22 protein-coding genes and 1 riboswitch are annotated in these 23686 nt (G+C 62.3%); of the genes, 8 read left to right on the top strand and 14 right to left on the bottom strand.

Annotated elements, in window-relative coordinates:
• Positions 1-87 precede the first annotated feature (87 nt).
• Positions 88-2271 (top strand): YccS family putative transporter, encoded by a 2184-nt coding sequence (gene yccS / locus J3A98_RS26495; protein ID WP_176683094.1) that lies wholly within the window; start codon positions 88-90, stop codon positions 2269-2271.
• A gap of 30 nt (positions 2272-2301) precedes the next feature.
• Here yccS and J3A98_RS26490 read toward each other — a convergent pair whose 3' ends face one another.
• On the bottom strand, positions 2302-3039 hold the full coding sequence (locus J3A98_RS26490) for a transporter substrate-binding domain-containing protein (protein WP_209969638.1): 738 nt from the start codon (positions 3037-3039) through the stop codon (positions 2302-2304).
• Between the two features lie 153 nt (positions 3040-3192).
• Here J3A98_RS26490 and J3A98_RS26485 point away from each other — a divergent pair, with 153 nt between their 5' ends.
• A complete protein-coding gene (locus J3A98_RS26485; protein WP_176683092.1) occupies positions 3193-3645 on the top strand; it encodes a GNAT family N-acetyltransferase in 453 nt (150 codons plus the stop codon).
• A gap of 57 nt (positions 3646-3702) precedes the next feature.
• On the opposite strand, the gene J3A98_RS26480 is transcribed toward J3A98_RS26485, so the two are convergent.
• The 9 genes from J3A98_RS26480 to tkt form a co-directional block, all read right to left on the bottom strand.
• Positions 3703-3999, bottom strand: coding sequence for a winged helix-turn-helix domain-containing protein (locus J3A98_RS26480; RefSeq protein ID WP_003249396.1), 297 nt, complete (start codon positions 3997-3999; stop codon positions 3703-3705).
• Between the two features lie 12 nt (positions 4000-4011).
• Positions 4012-4512, bottom strand: a complete 501-nt coding sequence (locus J3A98_RS26475) for a M48 family metallopeptidase (RefSeq protein WP_176683255.1) — start codon at positions 4510-4512, stop codon at positions 4012-4014.
• A 39-nt stretch (positions 4513-4551) separates the two neighbouring features.
• Positions 4552-6678: an EAL domain-containing protein gene (locus J3A98_RS26470; protein ID WP_209969635.1), complete on the bottom strand. Its 2127-nt coding sequence runs from the start codon at positions 6676-6678 to the stop codon at positions 4552-4554.
• A gap of 212 nt (positions 6679-6890) precedes the next feature.
• Entirely contained in the window at positions 6891-7955 is a 1065-nt protein-coding gene (gene fba / locus J3A98_RS26465; protein WP_176683090.1) for a class II fructose-bisphosphate aldolase, read from the bottom strand.
• A gap of 100 nt (positions 7956-8055) precedes the next feature.
• Positions 8056-8385 (bottom strand): MliC family protein, encoded by a 330-nt coding sequence (locus J3A98_RS26460; RefSeq protein ID WP_176683089.1) that lies wholly within the window; start codon positions 8383-8385, stop codon positions 8056-8058.
• A 160-nt stretch (positions 8386-8545) separates the two neighbouring features.
• Complete coding sequence (locus J3A98_RS26455; RefSeq protein WP_176683088.1) at positions 8546-8797, bottom strand: hypothetical protein; 252 nt, start codon at positions 8795-8797, stop codon at positions 8546-8548.
• The gene (locus tag J3A98_RS26450; protein ID WP_176683087.1) at positions 8797-9960 is read right to left on the bottom strand and encodes a phosphoglycerate kinase; all 1164 of its coding nucleotides are present in this window, start codon (positions 9958-9960) and stop codon (positions 8797-8799) included. The genes J3A98_RS26455 and J3A98_RS26450 overlap by 1 nt, the downstream gene beginning before the upstream one ends.
• 12 nt (positions 9961-9972) lie before the next feature.
• A complete protein-coding gene (epd, locus tag J3A98_RS26445) occupies positions 9973-11034 on the bottom strand; it encodes an erythrose-4-phosphate dehydrogenase (protein ID WP_209969632.1) in 1062 nt (353 codons plus the stop codon).
• 152 nt (positions 11035-11186) lie between these two features.
• Positions 11187-13184: a transketolase gene (tkt, locus tag J3A98_RS26440; RefSeq protein WP_176683086.1), complete on the bottom strand. Its 1998-nt coding sequence runs from the start codon at positions 13182-13184 to the stop codon at positions 11187-11189.
• Between the two features lie 251 nt (positions 13185-13435).
• Here tkt and J3A98_RS26435 point away from each other — a divergent pair, with 251 nt between their 5' ends.
• From J3A98_RS26435 to J3A98_RS26420, 4 genes are all read left to right on the top strand, one after another.
• Entirely contained in the window at positions 13436-14428 is a 993-nt protein-coding gene (locus J3A98_RS26435) for a metalloregulator ArsR/SmtB family transcription factor (RefSeq protein WP_003249377.1), read from the top strand.
• A gap of 18 nt (positions 14429-14446) precedes the next feature.
• Complete coding sequence (gene metK / locus J3A98_RS26430; protein WP_003249375.1) at positions 14447-15637, top strand: methionine adenosyltransferase; 1191 nt, start codon at positions 14447-14449, stop codon at positions 15635-15637.
• A 238-nt stretch (positions 15638-15875) separates the two neighbouring features.
• Positions 15876-17576 (top strand): NAD-dependent DNA ligase LigB, encoded by a 1701-nt coding sequence (gene ligB / locus J3A98_RS26425; RefSeq protein WP_209969629.1) that lies wholly within the window; start codon positions 15876-15878, stop codon positions 17574-17576.
• 132 nt (positions 17577-17708) lie between these two features.
• Positions 17709-18101 (top strand): DUF1090 domain-containing protein, encoded by a 393-nt coding sequence (locus J3A98_RS26420; RefSeq protein ID WP_084850245.1) that lies wholly within the window; start codon positions 17709-17711, stop codon positions 18099-18101.
• Positions 18102-18289: 188 nt separating this feature from the next.
• Here J3A98_RS26420 and J3A98_RS26415 read toward each other — a convergent pair whose 3' ends face one another.
• Complete coding sequence (locus J3A98_RS26415; RefSeq protein ID WP_209969626.1) at positions 18290-18748, bottom strand: cytochrome c; 459 nt, start codon at positions 18746-18748, stop codon at positions 18290-18292.
• 119 nt (positions 18749-18867) lie between these two features.
• On the opposite strand from J3A98_RS26415, the gene J3A98_RS26410 reads away from it, so the two are divergent.
• Positions 18868-20019 carry an MltA domain-containing protein gene (locus J3A98_RS26410; RefSeq protein WP_176683082.1) on the top strand — a complete coding sequence of 384 codons (1152 nt, stop codon included), beginning with the start codon at positions 18868-18870 and terminating at the stop codon, positions 20017-20019.
• A 111-nt stretch (positions 20020-20130) separates the two neighbouring features.
• On the opposite strand, the gene J3A98_RS26405 is transcribed toward J3A98_RS26410, so the two are convergent.
• Complete coding sequence (locus tag J3A98_RS26405; RefSeq protein WP_176683081.1) at positions 20131-20517, bottom strand: MAPEG family protein; 387 nt, start codon at positions 20515-20517, stop codon at positions 20131-20133.
• 28 nt (positions 20518-20545) lie between these two features.
• Complete coding sequence (locus J3A98_RS26400; RefSeq protein WP_176683080.1) at positions 20546-21379, bottom strand: EamA family transporter; 834 nt, start codon at positions 21377-21379, stop codon at positions 20546-20548.
• A gap of 282 nt (positions 21380-21661) precedes the next feature.
• Between J3A98_RS26400 and J3A98_RS26395 the strand changes: the two genes are divergently transcribed.
• Positions 21662-22897, top strand: a complete 1236-nt coding sequence (locus tag J3A98_RS26395) for a sodium:proton antiporter (RefSeq protein WP_209969623.1) — start codon at positions 21662-21664, stop codon at positions 22895-22897.
• Positions 22898-23009: 112 nt separating this feature from the next.
• On the opposite strand, the gene J3A98_RS26390 is transcribed toward J3A98_RS26395, so the two are convergent.
• Positions 23010-23411 (bottom strand): hotdog domain-containing protein, encoded by a 402-nt coding sequence (locus J3A98_RS26390; protein ID WP_012312432.1) that lies wholly within the window; start codon positions 23409-23411, stop codon positions 23010-23012.
• Positions 23412-23589: 178 nt separating this feature from the next.
• Positions 23590-23686, top strand: a riboswitch (S-adenosyl-L-homocysteine riboswitch).

The raw sequence follows: 23686 nt of genomic DNA, 5'->3' as shown, positions 1-23686 counted from the left end.
GAGAGGGCGTGCCCGCGAAGGGACGCGAAGCGGCCCCAATAACCGGCCCTGAAAGGTATTCTTCTGATCACCGCCTGGCAGGCCATCATGTCATCGAGCTCGTTCCGTCAGTCACTGCGTCGCCTGTGGGGCCAAGACAAGTTCAGCTACAGCATCCGGGTCACCATTGCCCTCACCGGCAGTCTGGCCCTGTGCTGGTACCAGAACGAGATGGCCCTGCTGATTCCACTGTTCCTCGGCATCATCGCCAGCGCCCTGGCCGAAACCGACGACAGCTGGCAGGGCCGCCTCAGCGCCCTGGCCGTTACCCTGGTGTGTTTCGCCATCGCTGCACTGGCGGTCGAGTTGCTGTTCCCCTACCCCTGGATCTTCGTCATTGCCCTGGCCCTGGCCGCCTTTGGCCTGACCATGCTCGGGGCGCTGGGCGAGCGCTACGGCGCCATCGCTTCGGCCACCTTGATCACTGCGGTCTACACCATGATCGGCGTGGACCAGCGCGGCGGCCAGGTCACCGACTTCTGGCACGAACCGCTGCTGCTGGTGGCAGGTGCGGCCTGGTACGGGCTGTTGTCGGTACTATGGCAGGCGCTGTTTTCCAACCAGCCGGTACAACAGAGCCTGGCCAAACTGTTCTTCGAGCTGGGCAGCTACCTCAAGCTCAAGGCCAGCCTGTTCGAACCGATCCGCACGCTCGACGTCGAGGCCCGGCGCCTGGAACTGGCCCAGCAGAACGGCAAGGTGGTGGCAGCGCTGAACGCCGCCAAGGAGATCATCCTGCACCGGGTGGGCAACAGCCAGCCAAACTCGAAGGTGAGCCGCTACCTCAAGCTGTACTTCCTGGCCCAGGACATCCACGAGCGTGTCAGCGCCTCGCACTACCCCTACAACGCACTGACCGAGGCGTTTTTCCACAGCGACGTCATGTTCCGCTGCCAGCGCCTGTTGCGTAAGCAGGGTTCATCTTGCCAGGAACTGGCCCGCTCGATCCGCCTGCGCCAACCGTTCGTGCTGGCCAGCGGCTATCCAGAAGCCCTCGAGGACCTCAACGCCTCGCTGGAGCACCTGCGCATCCAGAGCAACCCGGCCTGGCGCGGCCTGCTGCGGTCGCTGCGGGCGCTGGCTGCCAACCTGGCAACGCTGGACCGCCTGCTCAGTGCCGCCAGCAACCCGGACAGCCTGGCCGATGCCAGCGACAGCAGCCTGCTCGACCGCTCGCCACGCTCGCTGAAGGACGTGTGGACGCGCCTGCGCACTCAGCTCACACCGACCTCGCTGTTGTTCCGCCATGCCTTGCGCCTGCCGCTGGCACTGTCGATCGGCTATGGCATGGTGCACCTGATTCACCCGACCCAGGGCTACTGGATCATCCTCACCACGCTGTTCGTGTGCCAGCCCAACTACGGCGCCACCCGGCGCAAGCTGGTGCAGCGGATCTTCGGCACTGCCGTTGGCCTGACAGTGGGCTGGGCCTTGTTCGACCTCTTCCCCAACCCGGTCATCCAGTCGTTGTTCGCCGTGGTTGCCGGGGTGGTGTTCTTCGTCAACCGCACCACCCGCTACACCCTGGCCACTGCCGCGATCACCCTGATGGTGCTGTTCTGCTTCAACCAGATCGGCGATGGCTACGGCCTGTTCCTGCCACGCCTGTTCGATACCTTGGTGGGCAGCCTGATTGCCATCCTCGCGGTGTTCCTGTTCCTGCCTGACTGGCAGGGCCGACGGCTGAACAAGGCGCTGGCCAATACCCTGGCCTGCGCCAGCGTGTACCTGCGCCAGATCATGCAGCAGTATGCCCACGGCAAGCGCGACGACCTGGCCTACCGCCTGGCCCGGCGCAATGCCCACAACGCTGATGCGGCGCTGTCCACCACCTTGGCCAACATGCTGATGGAGCCGGGGCATTTCCGTAAGGAGGCCGACGTTGGCTTTCGCTTCCTGGTGCTGTCGCACACCTTGCTCAGCTACCTCTCGGGGTTAGGCGCGCACCGCGACACGGCGTTGCCGGCGGAGGTGCAGGAGCAATTGATCGAAGGCGCCGGGCAAAGCCTGGCCAGCAGCCTGGACGAGATTGCCAACGGCCTGGCCGCACGGCTGCCGGTGGCGATTCACAGTGATACCGAAGAGGCGCTGGCCAATGCCCTGGAGCAGATGCCGGAAGATCTGGATGAGCATCAGCGGTTGGTGCAGACGCAGTTGGCGTTGATATGCCGGCAGTTGGGGCCATTGCGGACCCTGGCGGCACACCTGATCAAGGAAGGTGCCCCGGCCTGATAGTTTTATCTCCTGTGCTGGCCGCAGCGCTCAAAAACCATACTGATGCAGCAGCCGGGCATAGCTGCCATCCGCCTTCATCGCCGCTATCGCCTGCTCGAAGCGCTCGACGATCCGCTTATGCTCCGGGTGCTTCAGGCTGACCAGTATATGCAGGGTGTTCTCCCCCAGCGGCGGCTCCACCAGCATCACCCCATCACGCACTTCCTGCGGCTCACGCTGCAGGTTGTAGCGGGCCACGTACTCGTCTTCCACCGCCAGGCTCACCCGCCCCGCCGCCAACATGCGTACCGCAGAAGAAAAGTTGCGCACCACCACCTTGCGCAGCCGGGGATCCCCGTCGAATTCCGGTGAATAGGCGTAATCACGCACTACGGCAATGCTGTAGGGATAAAGGTCAGACTGCTGCTTGTAGCTAAACGTCTCGCCCTTACGTTGCAGCAGGCGAATTCGATTACTGAGGTAGGCGTTGGAGAACTGCCCGATACTGGCGCGCGAATCGTTGTACCAGGCATTGATCAGCACGTCGTAGCGCCCTTCACCTACCCCCAGCAACGCACGCGCCCACGGCACCTCTTCATAACCGCTGGCGTAGCCGGCACGGGCCAGTGCCGTGGTAACGATGCTGGTCGCAAGGCCGCCGCCCGGCATCCTGGCATCGGTGAACGGTGGCCAGTTGTCAGCCACCAGGCGTAGCTTGTCGCGACTCAGGGCGGGTGTTGCCAGCATCGTTGCCAGTAATCCCAGAACACAAAGCAGTGGCCGCATGTTCACGTCCTTTCGCAATGGAGGGCAACACTGGCAGTGAGATTACACAAAGCTGTTGCCGAGGGCAGCGGCCAATAGTGTCATTTAGCCTCTATTTTGGCCGAAGCACATGCAGCATGCGATGATCGAGACCCATCCAAGGAGTTCGCGCCAATGTCAATCGCCTGGCTGTGCAAGCACCACACTGACCTCGGCAAAGAGCAGCTCTACGCCATTCTGCAGTTACGCACTGAAGTATTCGTGGTGGAGCAGCGCCATGCCTACCAGGAAGTCGATGGTCAGGACCTGACTGGCGATACCTTGCATCTCATGGCCTGGCACAAAGACAAGCTGGTAGCCTACCTGCGCCTGCTGGATCCGCAGTCACAAGGTGGGGATGTGGTGATGGGGCGATTGGTGACATCACCGCAGGCGCGAACTTTGAAGCTTGAAGAAAGCTTGCTGCTCAAGGGGTTGGAGGCAGCGGACCATTGTTGGCCTGGGGTGCCGGTTTATCTGTCGGCTCAGGCGCATTTGCAGGATTTTTATGCCCGCCATGGGTTTGCGGTGGTGAGCGGGGAGTCTCTGGTGGACGGCATCGTGTCTATCGGAATGCGCAAGGGTTGAGTCAACCGCGTGGGAGCGGGTTTGCCCGCGAAGCTGACACCGCGCAGGCTTTTCAGATCAGGGGTAGCCCAGTACTTCGCGGATCTGCCGCAGGTGACGGATGATCCACTGCTTGTCGATCGCCCCCCAGTCATGAATGCGGTAATGCCCGGCGTGGTTGCGTGCGCCTTCCTGCTGTTCGAACTCGCAGACGATGTCCAGGTCGGCCAGCGCGGCGATAGTGTCCTGGGCTGTCCGGCGGGGCATGCCAGTGGCCTCCATCAGGGCGGGCACGCTGGTCGCCGTCTGGCTGTCGATCAGCCAGGCCACGTACAGCCGGCGGTAGAAGCTGCTCTTGGTCTTGCTTACTTCCATGCTGCTTGTTCCTTAGAGGTTGCCCGGCAGCTCCCGGTAGGTCAGGTAGACGCGCAGGTCGAATTCCAGTTGGTGATAGTCCGGCTCCATGTGCTGGCAGAGCTGGTAGAACGCCTTGTTGTGATCTCGCTCGCGCAGGTGCGCCAACTCGTGCACAACGATCATGCGCAAGAACTGTGGCGCGGCTTCCTTGAACAGTGAGGCAATACGGATTTCCTTCTTCGCCTTGAGCTTGCCGCCCTGCACCCGCGATACCGCCGTGTTCAAGCCCAGGGCCCGATGCGTCAGGTCGAGGCGACTGTCGAACAGCACCTTGTCCAGGTTTGGCGCACTTCGCAGGTACTGTTGGCGCAGATCCTGGGCATAGCCATACAGCGCCTTGTCGTTTTGCACGTCATGGCGGTCAGGGTAACGGCGCTGCAGGTATTCACCCAGGCGGTCGCTGTCGATCATCTGCCGCACCTGCTGCTGCAGGTGCGGGGGGTAGGCTTGCAAGTAACGTAGTACGGTCATGGCGCTGTATTCGGCGTAACGAATACCGATTCTAGCCAATCACGGCCCTGGCCAGGAGAAAATTGCCGGGAAGCCGCTGGCGTCAGCAGCAGTCATCGGATAAGCCACCAGGAAGCCCTGAACGTATTCGCAACCATTGGCCTTGAGCCAGGCTGCCTGCGCCGGGGTCTCCACGCCTTCGGCGATCACCGTTATACGGTAGTCGGCGCACAGGCCGATCACGCTGCGAGCCAACGCAGCATCTACCGCCGAATCGGGCAGGCGTGCAACCAGATGACGATCGAGCTTGAGGGTATCGATAGGCAGGTCGCGCAGCATGCGCAACGAACAGTCACCCGCTCCGAAGTCATCCAGGGCCACCCTCACGCCCAGCTCACGCAAGCGGTGTATCTGTTTGACGGCCGCATCGATGTTGTACATCAGCGAGGTTTCCGCCACTTCCACTTCCAACTGCGTCGGGACAAGCTGGTAGAGCTGGATGACCCGTTGCAGTTCTTCGACCAGGCCAGGCATGACGAACTGCGCGCGGCTCAGGCTGATGCCAAGCACGAGGTCCGGCGGAAACCGGTCGTACCAGGCCTGCCGCTGCGCGGCCCCTTGGCGGTAGATCCAGCTGGCCAGGCGGTTGATCAGCCGCGCTTCTTCCAGCAACGGGATGAACAGCCCCGGCGGTACATCGCCAACGCTGGGGTGCTGCCAGCGCAGCAAGGCCTCGAAACCACGCAGCCGACCATCGTGGAAAGCTACCTGTGGCTGGTACACCAAGGTAAAGTCCTGCTGCTCGATGGCCGCGCGCACGCTGTCTTCGAGCATCAACCGCGAGCGTGCCCGCCCATTGAGCTCCTGGTCGTAGAAGCGGTATTGCTGACGCCCAGCTTGCTTGGCTGCGTACATCGCTGTATCGGCCGAACGCAGCAGGCCTTCGACATTGGCGCCGCAGTCCGGGTAGGTGGCAATGCCGATGCTGACCCCAAGGCAGACATCGAGCCCATCTACCTCATGGCTGATGGAAACACGCTCGAGCAACCGTTCGGCATAACGCCCGGCCTGCTCCGGGTAGGGCAAGCTGTCGAACAGTGCGGTGAACTCATCGCCGCCCATACGCGCCAGCAAGGCCTCACTGCCCAGGCAGTCCTTGAGTTGCTCGGCGACCCAGCGTAACACCCGGTCGCCCGCGTCGTGGCCGAGCGAGTCGTTGATGCGCTTGAAGCCATCCAGGTCCATGTACATCAGCGCCTGCGCCTTGGCCGAGCGCTCGTTGCGTAACAGAGCACCTTCAGCAGCCTGGTAGAAACCCCGGCGGTTGAGCAGACCGGTGAGCGGGTCAGTAATGGCCTGGTATTCCAGCTGCTGGTGCAAGTTACGCACCACCGACATGTCCAGCACGGTCACCACCATCGCCTGCTGGTCGGCCGGCAACGGCGCACAGGACAGCGCCACCGGTACAGATTCACCCCCTTGGGTACGCAGTTGGGCATCGTGTACGCGGAAGATCTGCCGCCCCTGATAGGCCTTGTAGAAGTCCGACTCGCGCCATAGGCTGGCACTGGCCAGATGCACAACGTCGAGCAATTGGGTGCCCTGCAGTTGTTGCACCGGCGCCCCCAGCAAACGGGAAATGGCCGGATTGGCAAAACTGATAATGCCATTGGCATCAACCACCAGAATGCCTTCAGCGGCATTTTCCAGGATGGACGCATTGAATGCCCTGGCCGCCTCCAGCTCGCGACTCAGCTGCTGCAGCATGCGCCGGTTGCGCTGCTGGTCGAGAAGAGCCTGAACCTTGGGCTTGAGGATTTGCGGGTCGAACGGTTTGAACATGTAGTCCACGGCGCCGCTGGCGTAGCCTTTGAGCACGGCCGCTTCGGACTGTTCGTTGGCGGTGAGGAAAATGACCGGGGTCAGTCGGGTACGCTGATTGCCGCGCATCAGCCGTGCGACTTCAAAGCCGTCCATTTCCGGCATCTGTACATCCATCAACACCAGGTCGACTTCGTACTCCAGCAATGCGCTCAAGGCTTCTATCCCAGAGCTTGCCGTCAATACTTGCCAATCCTGCCGGGCCAGCAAGGCCCGCATGCTGATGAGGTTCTCGGGGTAGTCGTCTACCACCAGAAGAACTGAGCTGCCATCCAGTGGCTGCTGTTTAGGGTGAGCGCCATCCATGCTGCTTCTCTGTTATGTGACCGACTTCAAAATACGGTTGGATCCATTAGTACTCTAGACCTGAGGCAGCAACACGCAATGCAATCAGAACGCTATCAATGGCCAAACTGTACGGTAGCCGACTAACGGTCGGTCTGCCTGATTTATGTCCACGTATCCATCGCCCATAAAAAAACCCGCATCGCTGCGGGTTTTTCAGGGTTACCAGTCGATCAGTTGACCTTGGCGGCCAGCTCACCTTTCAGGTAGCGCTGGAACATACCTTCCAGGGAGATCGGCTTGATCTTCGAGGCATTGCCAGCGGTGCCGAAGGCTTCGTAACGGGCGATGCACACGTCACGCATGGCCTTGATGGTTTCACCGAAGAACTTGCGCGGGTCGAACTCGCTCGGGTTCTGCGCCATCAGGCGGCGCATGGCACCGGTGGACGCCAGACGCAGGTCGGTATCGATGTTGACCTTGCGCACGCCGTGCTTGATGCCTTCAACGATTTCTTCGACCGGTACACCGTAGGTTTCTTTGATGTCGCCGCCGTACTGGTTGATGATCGCCAGCCACTCTTGCGGTACCGAGGACGAACCGTGCATCACCAGGTGAGTGTTGGGAATGCGCTTGTGGATTTCCTTGATGCGATCGATGGCCAGCACGTCACCGGTTGGTGGCTTGGTGAACTTGTAGGCACCGTGGCTGGTACCGATGGCGATCGCCAGGGCGTCGACCTGGGTCTTCTTGACGAAGTCGGCGGCTTCTTCCGGGTCGGTCAGCATCTGGCTGTGATCCAGCACGCCTTCGGCGCCGATCCCGTCTTCTTCACCGGCCATGCCGGTTTCCAGCGAACCCAGGCAGCCCAGCTCGCCTTCAACCGAAACGCCGCAAGCGTGAGCCATGGCAACGGTCTGCTGGGTAACGCGGACGTTGTACTCGTAGTCGGTCGGGGTCTTGCCGTCTTCACCCAGCGAACCGTCCATCATGACCGAGCTGAAGCCCAGCTGGATCGAGCGCTGGCAGACGTCAGGGCTGGTACCGTGGTCCTGGTGCATGCACACCGGGATGTGCGGGAACTCTTCGATGGCAGCCAGGATCAGGTGGCGCAGGAATGGCGCACCAGCGTATTTGCGGGCACCGGCCGAAGCCTGGACGATCACGGGGGAGTCGGTCTTGTCGGCCGCTTCCATGATGGCGCGCATCTGCTCGAGGTTGTTGACGTTGAAAGCTGGAACGCCATAGCCGAACTCGGCGGCGTGGTCCAGCATCTGGCGCATGCTAATGAGTGCCATTGTGTATCTCTCTCCCGACAAGCGTCGTTTGTTTCGTGCAAGCCTGCCGCAGGGGCGGTTGCTGTTCAAGTAGTGTGGGCCACCCTTGCGGCCCGGCCAGTCACGGTGCCTTGCAGCCCCGCCCAATCAGATCGTTGGTTGCCACCCAGTACACCAGGCCTTCTTCGCCCTTGGTGTGGAAGGCCAGCATGCCATCGCTGTACAGCGCGCCTGAGGCACCCGGTTCAGCCTTGAGCCGGTAGACCTGGTCGCCGCCGCCAAGGCGCACGTCAACCTGTTCGCGTTGCACATCGGCAAAGCGCCAAAGCACCTCAGCCTGGGTGTCGCAGACCCAACGGGTCCAGTTGTCTGCCGGGGCGGGTTGCGCCGGCTGCAGCAGTGAGCATCCTGCCAGTGTCGCCAGGGCCGTCACGGCCAAAAGCGCTTTCATTCAGTTTCCTCGATTTGGGGCTGCTGTGCAGCCCTTCGCGGGCTCGCCCGCTCCCACAGGTACAGTTCGGTCTCTGTGGGAGCGGGCGAGCCCGCGAAGGGCCGCACAGCGGCCCCTTCTTCAAGACCACAAATCAACCTTCAGGTTGCCTATTACCCGATCAAGGGCAACCCGGCGCCTTGCGCTGGTGGTCTTCGTCGTACTTTTCCAGGCCTTCCGGGCCCACGCGCTTGCCGATGACCGGCACGGTCTCGGCCTGCCATTCGGACTGGTAGCAACCGCCCTTGTGCGATCGCGCCGGGTCGGCATCCGAGGTCGGGCTGCCCGCGCAAGCGCTCAGCAGACCGGCCAGCATCATCACAGACAATTGCTTGACCACCAGGCCACTCCCTTTGCCAAGCGCCGACGTCATCAGGCCTTGGCCCGCTCTTCCAGGATTGCCACAGCTGGCAGGACCTTGCCCTCGACAAACTCGAGGAAGGCGCCACCACCGGTAGAAATGTAGGAGATTTCCTTGCTGACGCCATATTTGTCGATGGCCGCCAGGGTGTCACCGCCACCGGCGATGGAGAACGCAGCGCTCTCGGCGATCGCCTTGGCCAGTACCTTGGTGCCGTTGCCGAACTGATCGAATTCGAACACACCAACCGGGCCGTTCCACAGAATGGTTTTCGACGACTTCAGCAACTCGGCGAAGTTGGCTGCGGTTTGCGGGCCAATGTCCAGGATCATGTCGTCGGCAGCTACGTCGGCAATGGCTTTGACCGTAGCTTCAGCGCTCTCGGCGAACTCTTTGGCAACCACCACGTCGACTGGCAGCGGCACGCTGACCTTGGCGGCAATGGCCTTGGCGGTGTCGACCAGGTCAGGCTCGTACAGCGACTTGCCCACCGGGTGGCCAGCAGCTGCCAGGAAGGTGTTGGCAATACCGCCACCAACGATCAACTGGTCGCAAACACTGCTCAGGCTGTTCAGCACGTCCAGCTTGGTGGAAACCTTGGAGCCGGCAACGATGGCCGCCATTGGCTTGGCCGGAGCCTTGAGGGCCTTGCCCAAGGCATCCAGCTCGGCTGCCAGCAGCGGGCCGGCAGCGGCAACCTTGGCGAACTTGGCGACGCCATGGGTCGAGCCTTCGGCGCGGTGTGCAGTGCCGAAAGCGTCCATGACGAATACGTCGCACAGGGCAGCGTACTTCTGCGCCAGCTCGTCGGCGTTTTTCTTCTCGCCCTTGTTGAAGCGCACATTCTCGAACAGCACCAGTTCACCGGCCTGTACCGCGACACCGTCCAGATAGTCGGCAACCAGCGGTACGTCACGGCCCAGGGCCTTGCTCAGGTAATCGGCGACCGGCTTGAGGCTGTTCTCGGCAGAGAATTCGCCTTCGGTCGGGCGGCCCAGGTGCGAGCAGACCATTACCGCTGCGCCCTTCTCCAGGGCCAGCTTGATGGTCGGCAGCGCTGCCAGGATACGTGCGTCGCTGGCTACCACACCGTCCTTTACAGGCACGTTGAGGTCTTCGCGGATCAGTACACGCTTACCTTGCAGGTCGAGGTCGGTCATCTTCAACACGGTCATGAATGCAGTCCTTCAGGGCTGTTTGTTGCGGGTTGGGTGAACGACGTGCAGAAAGTGTTCGGCAACGTCGAGCATACGGTTGGCAAACCCCCATTCGTTGTCGAACCAGGCCAGCAGGTTTACAAGGCGGGGGCCGGAAACACGCGTCTGGCTGGCATCGACGATCGCCGAATGCGGGTCATGGTTGAAATCACAGCTGGCGTGCGGCAGCTCGGTGTAGGCCAGCAAGCCTTTGAGCGGGCCTTCCAGCGCGGCCTCGCGCAGCACTCGGTTGACTTCGGCCGCACTGGTGTCGCGGGCGGTCTGCAGGGTGATGTCCAGGCACGAGACGTTGACGGTCGGTACACGTACCGCTTTGGCCTGGATTCGCCCGGCAAGTTCCGGAAGCAGGCGCTCGATACCACGCGCCAGGCCGGTGGACACGGGGATCACCGACTGGAAGGCCGAACGCGTGCGGCGCAGGTCTTCGTGGTGGTAGGCATCGATCACCGGCTGGTCGTTCATCGCCGAGTGGATGGTGGTGATCTGCACGTATTCGATGCCGAACGCCTGGTCCAGCACACGCAGCAGCGGCACGCCGCAGTTGGTGGTGCACGAGGCGTTGGACACCAGGCGCTCGCTGCCGGTAAGGCAGGCCTGGTTGATGCCGTAGACCACCGTGGCGTCAACGTCGGCCTCGCTGGCCATGGGCTGCGAGAACAGCACCCTTGGTGCACCGGCGTCGAGGAAACGCTGGCCATCGGCACGGGTGTTATAGGCACCGGAACACTCCAGCACCAGGTCGGTGCCCAGCGCAGCCCAGTCGATGCCTTCGGGGGTGGCACTGCGCATTACCTTCACGCAGTCGCCATTGATGTGCAGACAGTCGCCGTCGACCTTGACCTCGCCGGGGAAACGCCCGTGGGTGGAGTCGAAGCGTGTCAGGTATTCCAGGCTGGCCTGATCGGCCAGATCGTTCAGCGCTACGATCTCGAAGCCGGCCTTTGCCCCCCGCTCGAACAGCGCGCGCAGGACACAGCGGCCGATACGGCCATAACCGTTGAGTGCAACTTTGTAGGGACGCAGGTGGGGCATTCGGGGCTCACGAGACAGTTCAATTGTCGTCAGCCTGCGGAGTTTGCGGTGTGGCATTTGCGGGCAAGCCCGCTCCCACAGGGTTTCATGCAACCTCTGTGGGAGCGGGCTTGCCCGCGAATAGAAGGCGACACCGCCCGCAGATCTTTAAATCAGTCTTCCAGCAGCTCTTCGGCAGTACCGAGGATGTTCTCCAGGGTGAAGCCAAACTCTTCGAACAGTGCCGAAGCCGGCGCCGACTCACCGTAAGTGGTCATGCCGATGATACGACCTTCCAGGCCAACGTACTTGTACCAGAAGTCGGCGTGGGCAGCTTCGATGGCGATGCGCGCACCGACTTCCAGCGGCAGCACGGACTGCTTGTAGGCAGCGTCCTGGGCATCGAACACGCTGGTGCACGGCATGGAAACCACGCGCACCTTGCGGCCTTGCTCGGTCAGCTTGTCGAAGGCCTGAACAGCCAGGCCCACTTCGGAACCGGTGGCGATCAGGATCAGTTCGGGCTCGCCGGCGCAGTCCTTGAGCACATAGCCACCGCGGCTGATGTCGGCGATCTGCTGGGCATCGCGGTCCTGGTGCTGCAGGTTCTGGCGCGAGAAGATCAGCGCCGATGGGCCGTCCTTGCGCTCCAGGGCGTTTTTCCAGGACACGGCGGATTCCACCGCGTCGGCTGGGCGCCAAGTATCCAGGTTTGGCGTGCTGCGCAGGCTGGTCAGCTGCTCGATCGGCTGGTGCGTCGGGCCGTCTTCGCCCAGACCGATGGAGTCATGGGTGTACACGTGGATCACGCGCTGCTTCATCAGGGCCGACATGCGCACGGCGTTGCGGGCGTATTCCATGAACATCAGGAAGGTCGCGCCGTAAGGCACCAGGCCACCGTGCAGGGCAACGCCGTTCATGATGGCGGTCATGCCGAACTCGCGCACGCCGTAGAACACGTAGTTGCCGCTGGCGTCATTGGCTTCGACGCCCTTGCAACCTTTCCACAGGGTCAGGTTGGAGCCGGCCAGGTCCGCCGAACCACCGAGGAACTCCGGCAGCAGCGGGCCAAAGGCGTTCAGGGCGTTCTGGCTGGCCTTGCGGCTGGCGATGGTTTCGCCTTTGGCAGCCACTTCGTTGATGTAGGCCTGGGCCTTTTCGCTGAAGTCGGCCGGCAGCTCGCCGCTGTCACGACGCTTGAACTCGGCAGCCAGCTCCGGGTAGGCCTTGGCGTAGGCCTCGAAGCGCTGGTTCCACTCGGCTTCGGCCTTGGCGCCAGCGGCCTTGGCATCCCACTCGGCATAAATGTCGGCAGGGATTTCGAACGGGCCGTGGTTCCAGTTCAGTTCTTTACGGGCCAAGGCGATTTCGTCGTTGCCCAGCGGTGCACCGTGGCAATCTTCCTTGCCCTGCTTGTTCGGCGAGCCGAAACCAATGATGGTCTTGCAGCAGATCAGGGTCGGGCGATCGCTCTTGCGGGCGGTCTCGATGGCCATCTTGATTTCTTCGGCGTCATGGCCGTCGACGTTGCGGATCACCTGCCAGTTGTAGGCTTCGAAGCGCGCCGGGGTGTTGTCGGTGAACCAGCCGTGCACTTCGCCGTCGATGGAGATGCCATTGTCATCGTAGAAGGCGATCAGCTTGTTCAGGCCCAGGGTGCCTGCCAGCGAGGCGACTTCATGGGAGATGCCTTCCATCATGCAGCCGTCGCCGAGGAACACATAGGTGTTGTGGTCGACGATATTGTGGCCGTCACGGTTGAACTGGGCAGCCAGCACTTTTTCGGCCAGGGCGAAGCCCACGGCGTTGGCGATACCCTGGCCGAGCGGACCGGTGGTGGTCTCGACGCCTGGGGTGTAGCCGTATTCCGGATGGCCCGGGGTGCGGCTGTGCAGTTGGCGGAAACCTTTGATGTCATCGATGGTGACGTCGTAGCCGGTCAGGTGCAGCAGCGAGTAGATCAGCATCGAACCGTGGCCGTTGGACAGTACGAAGCGGTCACGGTCGGCGAAACTCGGGTTGCTCGGGTTGTGCTTCAGGTAGTCGCGCCAAAGCACTTCGGCGATATCCGCCATGCCCATGGGGGCACCTGGGTGGCCGCTGTTGGCCTTTTGCACGGCATCCATGCTGAGGGCACGAATGGCGTTGGCACGTTCACGACGGCTGGGCATCGCTGATCTCCTAGGGGGCTTGAATAGGTGGTGTCACGAAAAAGGCGGCCATTTTCGCCCACTGGGGGCGCTTGGGGCAAACATTTAAGCGCCAAGCGCCAGCTTTAAGCCGCAACTGAAGAAGCAGAGCGCGACTCGGGGCGCCCCAAAGCGTGTAACTTGAGGCTTTCGGCTTGCAGCTCATCGCCAATATCAAAACTTTTTGATATTGGCCTTGCTAGGGCATCGATGCCTGTCTAGACTGCCGCCCCATGAATCTCCGTGCGCAATCGATCCCCGAGCAACGCGAAACATTGGCCGCCCTGTGCAAAGCCAGTGGCGATGCGTTGCGCCTGAACGTATTGCGCGCCCTGGCCAACGACTCGTTCGGCGTGCTGGAGCTGGCGCAAATCTTCGACATCGGCCAGTCGGGCATGAGCCACCACCTTAAGGTGCTGGCGCAGGCCGACCTCGTGGCAACCCGCCGCGAAGGTAACGCCATCTTCTACCGCCGCGCCCTGCCCGATGGCCTGCGCCTGGGGGGTCGGCTTCACGCGGCGCTGCTCGAAGAAGTCGACGACCTGGCCCTGCCGCCCGATGTGCAGGCGCGCATAGCCCATGTACAGCAGCGCCGAGCGGCCACCAGTCAGGACTTCTTCCTGCGCGTGGAAGAGAAGTTCCGTGCCCAGCAAGACCTGATCGCCGGCCTTCCGCAGTACCGCGACAGCCTGCTGGCGCTGCTCGACAAACTGCATTTCGACCCGGCCGCCAGCGCGCTGGAAGTCGGGCCCGGCGACGGTGGCTTCCTGCCCGACCTGGCCCGGCGCTTCGCCCAGGTCACCGCTCTGGACAACAGCCCTACCATGCTCGAACTTGCGCGCCAGGTGTGCCAGCGCGAAGGGCTCGACAACGTGAACCTGCAGTTGGCCGATGCACTGGGTGCAACGGATGTGGCCGCCGACTGCGTTGTGCTGAACATGGTGCTGCACCATTTCAGCGACCCGGCCCTGGCCTTGCGCCAGCTGGCCAAACGGGTGAAGGCAGGCGGCAGCCTGCTGGTCACCGAACTGTGCAGCCATGACCAGGGGTGGGCACGCGAAGCCTGCGGCGACCTCTGGCTGGGCTTCGAACAGGACGACCTGGCGCGCTGGGCCAACGCTGCCGGGCTGGCCCATGCGGACAGCCTGTACGTGGGCTTGCGTAACGGTTTCCAGATCCAGGTCCGCCATTTCCAGCGGACGGCTGGCGACATACACCATCGGTAAATTTCAGGAACCTTCGAGATGAGCGAATACTCCCTTTTCACCTCCGAGTCCGTGTCCGAAGGGCATCCGGACAAGATCGCCGACCAGATTTCGGACGCTGTCCTTGATGCCATCATCGCCCAGGACAAATACGCCCGCGTAGCCTGCGAAACCCTGGTCAAGACCGGTGTCGCCATCATCGCCGGCGAAGTCACCACTTCGGCCTGGGTCGACCTGGAAGACCTGGTGCGCAAAGTCATCATCGACATCGGCTACAACAGCTCTGACGTCGGCTTCGATGGCGCCACCTGCGCCGTGATGAACATCATTGGCAAACAGTCGGTAGACATCGCCCAAGGCGTGGACCGCTCCAAGCCGGAAGACCAGGGCGCCGGTGACCAGGGCCTGATGTTCGGCTATGCCAGCAACGAAACCGAAGTCCTGATGCCTGCACCAATCTGCTTCTCGCACCGCCTGGTAGAACGCCAGGCCGAGGCGCGCAAGTCCGGCCTGCTGCCGTGGCTGCGCCCGGATGCCAAGTCGCAGGTCACCTGCCGCTACGAGAACGGCAAAGTGGTCGGTATCGACGCCGTGGTGCTGTCGACCCAGCACAACCCGGAGGTTTCGCAGAAAGACCTGCAGGAAGCCGTGATGGAGCTGATCGTCAAGCACACCCTGCCGGCCGAACTGCTGCACAAAGGCACCCAGTACCACATCAACCCGACCGGCAACTTCATCATCGGTGGCCCGGTGGGTGACTGCGGCCTGACGGGCCGCAAGATCATCGTCGACTCCTACGGCGGCATGGCCCGCCACGGTGGTGGCGCGTTCTCCGGCAAGGACCCGTCCAAGGTTGACCGTTCCGCCGCCTACGCCGGCCGCTACGTGGCCAAGAACATCGTCGCCGCCGGCCTGGCCGAGCGTTGCGAGATCCAGGTGTCGTACGCCATTGGCGTGGCCCAGCCGACCTCCATCTCGATCAACACCTTCGGTACCGGCAAGGTCTCCGACGACAAGATCATCCAGCTGGTGCGCGAATGCTTCGACCTGCGTCCGTACGCCATCACCACCATGCTCGACCTGCTGCACCCGATGTATCAGGAAACCGCTGCCTACGGCCACTTCGGCCGCACACCGCAGCAGAAGACTGTCGGCGACGACACCTTCACCACCTTCACCTGGGAGCGCACCGACCGCGCCCAGTCGCTGCGTGACGCTGCCGGCCTGTAAATTTTCCTGCAGCGCTGGACGAAAGCCCCTGCCGAGTGATCGGCAGGGGCTTTTTTGTGCCTGTCACAGCATTTTCATCGCCTGTGAGATCGGCCGCCGCCCAAGCGGCGCTGGTTTCTTGCCCCAGCCCGGGATTGAAGACGAACATCTGCGAAATATCACCTGACAACTGCACACGCCAGCCGCCCCGCTACCCGCCTACGCTAAGCGCTTCACCGCCATGCAAGGATGCCAGGCCATGCCGTACCTGCTGTTGTTCGCCCTGCTATTTGCGCTGAACGTCCCATTGGCCAGGGCTGCCTCCTGCCCACACTGGGACCTGCAACAGGCCAAGGCCGAAGTTGCACAACTGCGCGCCACGCTTGCCCGATGGGACGAGCACTACCATCGCCAGGGCATAGCCCTGGTAGCCGACGAACTGTACGATCAGAGCCGCGAGCGCCTGAATCACCTGCAGCAGTGCTTCGCGGTTGGCACCAGCCCCTCCCCCCTGGTCAGTGCTCGCGGCCCGGTCCCCCACACCGTGCCGCATACCGGCGTCGACAAGCTGGCAGACCGCCAGGCCGTGGCGCGATGGATGGCCGGCAAGACCGGCGTGTGGGTACAGCCCAAGGTCGACGGTGTTGCAGTTTCCCTCACTTACCAGCAGGGCCGATTGGTACAACTGACCAGCCGGGGGGACGGTGTACACGGCCATGACTGGAGCCGACACATTCCACAACTCGGCGCTGTCACTCGGCAATTGCCTGAGGCGGTCGACCTGCACTTGCAAGGTGAACTGTATCTGCGCCTGGACGACCATGTGCAAGCCATGGCAGGCAGCGCCAACGCCCGGGGTACCGTGGCAGGGCTGCTTGCACGCAAGCAACTGACTGGCGCACAAGGCAACGCTATCGGCCTGTTCGTGTGGGGCTGGCCGCACGGCCCCGAGCAACAGGCCGATCGCCTCGACCAGCTGGCACGGCTGGGGTTTCCGGACAGCCAGCGTTACAGCATCGCCATCGACACGCTGGAGGATGCGGCACACTGGCGCGAGCACTGGTATCGCTCTGCTCTGCCCTTCGCCACCGACGGTGTAATCCTGCGCCAGGGCAGCCGGCCGCCTGCCGAGCGCTGGCAGGCCAAGGCACCTTACTGGATCGCGGCCTGGAAGTACCCTTATGCACAAGCCTTGGCTGAAGTACGGGACGTGCGCTTTCGGGTCGGCCGCACTGGCAGGGTCACGCCCGTTCTGCAAGTGCAACCCGTTACCCTCGATGACCGTCGTATTACCCAGGTCAGCCTTGGGTCGCTGGCGCGCTGGCAAACCTTGGATATTCGCCCCGGCGATCAGGTGGCTATCAGCCTTGCCGGGCTGACCATTCCGCGGCTCGATCACGTCGTGCACCGCGCTGTAGAGCGCCAACCGATTACCGCGCCAGCACCCGAGCAGCATCATGCCCACAGCTGCTGGCAGGCTGGCGAGGGCTGCGATGAGCAGTTCATTGCCCGCCTCACCTGGCTTAGCGGCAAACAGGGCCTGGCCTTGCCGCGCACCGGGCCCGGCACATGGCGTCGGCTGGTCGAAGCGGGCCTGGTGACGTCCATGACCGACTGGCTGCAGCTCGATGCCGAGCGCCTGCAGCAGGCCCCCGGAATCAGCAGACTCACTGCGGCACACTTGCTGGGCAGTTTCGACGAAGCACGCTCACGCCCCTTCGATCAGTGGCTGCGCGCCCTTGGCGCGCCCATTGGCAAGCATTTGCCACTGACTGGCGACTGGCAGGAACTGGCCTCACGCAGTGCCGGGCAATGGCAAACCGTGCCCGGCATCGGCGCAAAACGCTCGCGCCAACTTGTGGAATTTTTCGCGGCCTCTGAGGTGCAAGCCATTGCCGCACAGTTGGCAGAAACCGGTATAGAAGGGTTCTTGACCCCGTCCCAGCGCATTGAGCAATGATTTTTTACCAAATAGTGCGTAGGAAAAACCCGAGACTCGGACAGAAAACCCCACCAAGGGTTTCTAAATGGGCAAAACCAAGGCAGGATTTCCACCAACTTTTGCTGCCCCGCCCCGTTCAAGAGGCTTTTCATGAAACGTATTTCGACTCTTTTCCTGCTCGCGACACTGGGCCTGGCTGCGGGCAGCGTGCAAGCTGCCCAGCCGGACCCGGGCCTGACCGGTTGCGCCGCCAAGCGTAGCGCCATTGAAAACCAACTGAAGATTGCCCGTGACCACGGCAACAGCGACCAGGTCGCCGGGCTGGAAGAAGCCCTGCGTGGTGTGGACAACTGCACCGACGCCAGCCTGCGCAAAGAGCGTGAGCAGAAGGTGCTCGACGCACGCCATGAAGTGGCGCAGCGGGAAAAGGACTTGAAGAAAGCCGAGAAGAAAGGCGACGCCGAGAAGATCAACAAGCGCAAGGACAAGCTGGCCGAGTCGCGCAAAGAGCTGCAGGAAGCGGTCGACGATCTCGACCGCTAAGGCATCTGGCCGGCAAGCCTGGTCTTTGTGGGAGCGGCCTTGTGTCGCGATAGGGCCGCACAGCGGCCCCGGCTATGCATGCATTTCTGCTGAAATCCTGGGGCCGCTGCGCGGCCCTATCGCGACACAAGATCGCTCCCACAGGAATTTGGACACGCCTCGACGGTTTGCGCAAACAGCACAGCCATTCAATGATTACGAAATTCGCTATGACAGGCCTTGCACGCAGCCTCGACCTTGTCCATCGGTGCTTTCAGTTGCGCAGCATCCAGCGGCTGGCTGCGACTGACATCGACCAGTTCACCAGTGACACCTTCCAGTTGCCGGGCCAGGTCATGAAACCGCGCCTGGCGCTCCCACACCTCGGCGCGGGCGGCGCTGTCACCACCATCGCGCACCTGTGGAAAATGCTGCCACGGCTGATGCGACAGGCTGTCCAGCTTCAATGCACCGTCGGCAAACTTCACCCCGTCGAACGGCAACCGGCCACGCAGCATGCCACCCAGGTCTTCGCTGGTCTTGAGCATGTCCTTGAAGATCACCTTGCGTTTCCCCAGCGGCGAGTTCGGATCTACCCGGTCACACCCCGTCAGAGCCCCTCCCAGGGTAAGTACTGCCAGCAGAACAACGGTCAATCGCTTAAACATCACGCTCACTTCGGCCTACGCAAATGGGCGGCCAGTATCGCTGCCCCCAGGCCAAACACCAATAGCCACATAAAAGGCAGGGGCGAACCTTCATGTTCGCTTCTGACAGGAATGCACACATGAAATCTGCCCTGCGTCACCTGGCCTGGACACTGCCGGTGCTGGCTTTGCTGGCCGGCTGCAACGGCGGCGAGAGCGCCAAGCCCGAGCCCCACGCTGTCGCCACCTATGCCCCGGCCACTTGGAAAGACTTGCCGGCCGTCAGCGATGAAGACCTGCTGGCAGGCTTTTATGCATGGCGCAACGGCTGCGAAAAACTCAAGCGCGATCCGGTGTGGGCCGCCACCTGCGAAGCGGCCGGCAGTGCCACAGCCAGCGCCGCCCAAGTGCGTACCTTCCTTGAGCAGAACCTGCAGGTGTACGGCCTGCGCTCTGCAGAGAACAACGCCAATGGCCTGATTACCGGCTACTACGAACCAGTCTACCCAGGCAGCCTGAGCCAATCGGCAACCAACCATGTGGCAGTCTACGGCATCCCTGATGACATGATCGTGGTCGACCTGGCCAGCGTGTACCCCGAACTCAAGGGCAAACGCCTGCGCGGCCGTCTGGAGGGGCGGGTGCTCAAGCCATACGACACGGCCGAAGTCATCAACCGTAACGGCGTCAAGGCACCGGTGCTGGCCTGGCTGACCGACCCGATGGACCTGCAATTCCTGCAGATCCAGGGTTCTGGCCGGGTGCAACTGGAAGATGGCCGTCAACTGCGCCTGGGCTATGCCGACCAGAACGGCCACCCTTACCGGCCGATCGGCCGCTGGCTGGTGGAACAGGGCCAGCTGAAAAAAGAAGACGTGAGCATGGGTGCCATTCATGCCTGGGCCCAGGCCAACCCGCAGCGCGTACCAGAACTGCTGGCGAGCAACCCCAGCTACGTATTCTTCAGCACCCGCCCGGACAGCAACGAAGGCCCGCGCGGCTCGCTGAACGTACCGCTTACCGCCGGCTACAGCGTGGCCATCGACCGCAAGGTAATTCCGCTGGGCAGCCTGTTGTGGCTTTCCACTACGCGCCCGGACGGCTCGCCAGTGGTGCGCCCGGTGGGTGCGCAGGACACTGGTGGGGCGATTGCGGGTGAAGTGCGTGCCGACCTGTTCTGGGGCACCGGGCCGGAAGCCGGCGAGCTGGCGGGGAACATGAAGCAGCAGGGGCAGATCTGGATGCTCTGGCCTAAAGGCCAGCCGCTACCTGAGGTACCTAAGGTACCTTGATCGGCGGTGGATTCTTCGCGGGCTTGCCCGCTCCCACAGGTACACCACAGCCCTTGAATACTGTGGTGTACCTGTGGGAGCGGGCAAGCCCGCGAAGAAGGCCACTCGGTTTCAGATGGAAACCACGAAGAACGACACGATCAACGCCAAGCCGGCAAACCACATCAGCGATCGCAAGGCAGCCCAGTCGGCCAGGTAGCAGATGATGTAAAGCAAGCGGCTGGTGATATACATCACCCCCAGCACATCCTGGGTCACCTGCTCTGCATTGCCGACGATATCCGCCACAAGCACCGCCGCAGCAAATGCCGGAAACGCTTCGTAGCCATTCTGCTGCGCAGCATGGGCACGCCGTGGCAGGCCCGACAAGGTATCGAGGAAGGCTCGCGGATCGTGATTGTCCTTGAGGCCGAAGCGGCCACTGCTCGCCTTGGCGATCAAGGCACAAAGCGGGTTCAACAGCAGCGCAATCAGGATGCACCACAGGGCAACAGTCATGGACAGGACTCCTTGTTCAGTCTTCAGGTCAAAGCTTCATTACCAGCATGCCGGCCAACACCAGCCCGCAAGCTAGGAGTCTCGGCCCGCCAAAAGGTTCTTTGAGGTAGCGCATACCCAGCACCACCACCAGGATCACGCTCAACTCCCGCAGAGCCGCCGCCTCGGCCACTGACCCCAGGTGCATGGCCCACAGCACCAGGGCATAGCTGAACAATACGCAGAACCCTACCGCCAACCCAAGGCGCCATTGGGTTCGCCAGAACAGTACGAATGGCGCCCGCCGCGCTACGCTCGCCAACAACGGGAATTGCCAGGCGCTGAGCAGGGTCAGCCAGACCAGGTAATCCCACGGTTTGCCCCACAGGCGCACGGCCTGGCCGTCGAACCAGGTGTAGCAACCAATGCACAGGCCAATCAAGGCAACCACCGGCAGCATCGACCATGGCAGCCGGTCACCGCCGCCGCCCTGCCACAACAGGCAGGCCATGCCACAGGGGATCAACAGGATACCGATGATCTGCTGCTGGCTCAGCGATTCCCCGGCAAAGGCCAGGGTCAGCCCCAGCACCACCAGCGGTGACAGCCCGCGCATCAGAGGATAGACCAGCCCCAGGTCGCCCACGCGGTAGGCCTGGATCAGCAGATAGCGGTACAACTGCTCAGCCAGTGCCGAGGCTACCAACCAGGGCCAGATTTCAGCAGGCGGAACATCGACAAAGGGCACCGCCAGCACCGCGAAGGCCAGCGCTACCGTGTCCATGCTGGCAATTACCAGCAAGCGCTCGCCACTGAATTTGATCAAGGTATTCCAGGTTGCATGCAGCAGGGCGGCAACCAGCACCAGAGATGTTGCCAACACGCCTTCTTATCCTTATGGCTTTTCATGGCTGTGAATATATAGCGTTCAGGGGGGCTTTGTGGGAGCGGGCATGCCCGCGAAGAATGCAACTCGGTGTATGGCACCGGCTTTGCCGGTGTTCGCGGGCACGCCCGCTCCCACAGGGTAACCAGTGCAGACTGTCACGGGAACGATTTGGACTAATTCGGTCAAACCCTGTGCCCCGAACCCCGAGCCAGGTCATCAAAGAACTGCCCGAGCCATTCGGGTTGAGACTTGGAAGCCACTGTCACAGGATTCAGGATGCTTGAACTCGTTGCCGCGTTTATTTGCCTCACCACCCTTCTTACCTATGTCAATTACCGCTTCATCGGCCTGCCCCCCGCTATCGGCGTGATGGTTACGGCGCTGCTGTTTTCCCTGATATTGCAAGGCCTGAGCGTTATCGGCTTCCCTGGCCTGGAAGAACGCGTCGAAGGGCTGATGAGCCAGATCGACTTCAACGACCTGCTCATGCATTGGATGCTGGCGTTCCTGCTGTTTGCCGGCGCCCTGCACGTCAACCTCAGCGACCTGCGCAGCTACCGCTGGCCGATTGGCCTGCTGGCCACCTTGGGTGTGCTGATCGCCACCGTGGTCATCGGCTACCTGGCGCATTGGGTGTTTGCCCTGTTCGGCTGGCAGGTGCCACTGATCTACTGCCTGCTGTTCGGTGCACTGATCTCACCGACCGACCCGATTGCCGTACTTGGCGCGCTGCGTACTGCCAATGCGCCCAAACCGCTTAAAACCACCATCGTCGGCGAGTCACTGTTCAACGACGGTACGGCAGTCGTGGTATTCACCGTGCTGCTGGGCATCATCCGGCTGGGTGAAACACCGAGCATGACCGACACGGCGATCCTGTTCGCCCGCGAGGCCATTGGCGGTGCGGTGTTCGGTGGCCTGATCGGCTATGCCACCTACCGCATGATCAAGAGCGTCGAGCAATATCAGGTGGAAGTCATGCTGACCCTGGCGCTGGTGATCGGTGGTTCGGCAATGTGCTACGAGCTGCATGTGTCGGCGCCGATCGCCATGGTGGTGGCCGGCCTGATCATCGGCAACCTGGGGCGCAACCTGGCGATGAATGACATGACCCGCCGTTACATGGACGGTTTCTGGGAACTGATCGACGACATGCTCAATGCCCTGCTGTTCGCATTGATCGGTCTGGAGCTGTTGCTGCTGCCGTTCAACTGGATGCACCTGGCGGCTGGCGGCGTACTGGCACTGGCAGTGCTGCTGTCGCGCCTGCTGACCGTGGCTCCGGCGATCGTGCTGCTGCGGCGCTGGCGTCCGGTGCCCAAAGGCACGGTGCGGGTGCTGACCTGGGGGGGCCTGCGCGGTGGCGTGTCGGTGGCACTTGCGCTGTCGCTACCGCTGGGCGAGGAACGGGACCTGCTGCTGTCGATCACCTACATCGTGGTGCTGTCGTCGATTCTGGTGCAGGGGTTGAGCATTGGGCGGGTGGTACGCAAGGTCAGCGCCCAGCCTTGAGAATGCCGGGGCCGCTTTGCGGCCCATTCGCGGGTGAACCCGCTCCTACGGGATCGCGTACCCCTGTAGGAGCGGGTTCACCCGCGAAGAGGCCAGCACAGACAACCAGGAACTATTCGACTGCCGAATCCGGGAACTGGTCCTGCACATACTTGATCTCGGTGCGCCCATGGGCCGCCGGCTGGCCGTCTTCACCCAAGTTGACGAACACCATCTTGTCGACAGTCAGAATGCTCTTGCGGGTGATCTTGTTACGCACTTCGCACTTGAGGGTGATCGAGGTGCGGCCGAACTCGGTAGCTGTAATGCCCAGCTCGATGATGTCGCCCTGGCGCGAAGCACTGACGAAGTTGATTTCCGACATGTACTTGGTCACCACACGCTGGTTGCCCAGCTGGACGATGGCGTAGATCGCCGCCTCTTCATCGATCCAGCGCAACAGGCTGCCACCGAACAGGGTGCCATTGGGGTTGAGGTCTTCGGGTTTAACCCACTTGCGGGTGTGAAAGTTCATCTGTACTCCTGACCTGCTTGGCTAACGTGTAGCAATGATGGCAGAGCGGCTGCCTTCGCTCCATTGAACATCGACTATCGTCGCGATTAATCGACGGAAAACCTTGGGCAAGCCGGCGGGGGCAGCTATAATCTGCGCCGTTTTACATGGTTGCCCACAGCGGTGCCATGCCCGCCACCTGTCCGAGGGGCGCTGCAGCAGGCTAGGCCTGTCAGGCTCGGATGGGGCGTTGCTCGCTCCCGCGAGCGCTTAACGCACAACGGCGCCCATTCGCA

The sequence above is a fragment of the Pseudomonas sp. BP6 genome (genome assembly GCF_017875935.1).
GTDB lineage: Bacteria > Pseudomonadota > Gammaproteobacteria > Pseudomonadales > Pseudomonadaceae > Aquipseudomonas > Aquipseudomonas putida_Y.
The sequence above is the reverse complement of the archived record's forward strand: the minus strand, read 5'-3'. Positions and strand labels throughout refer to the sequence as shown.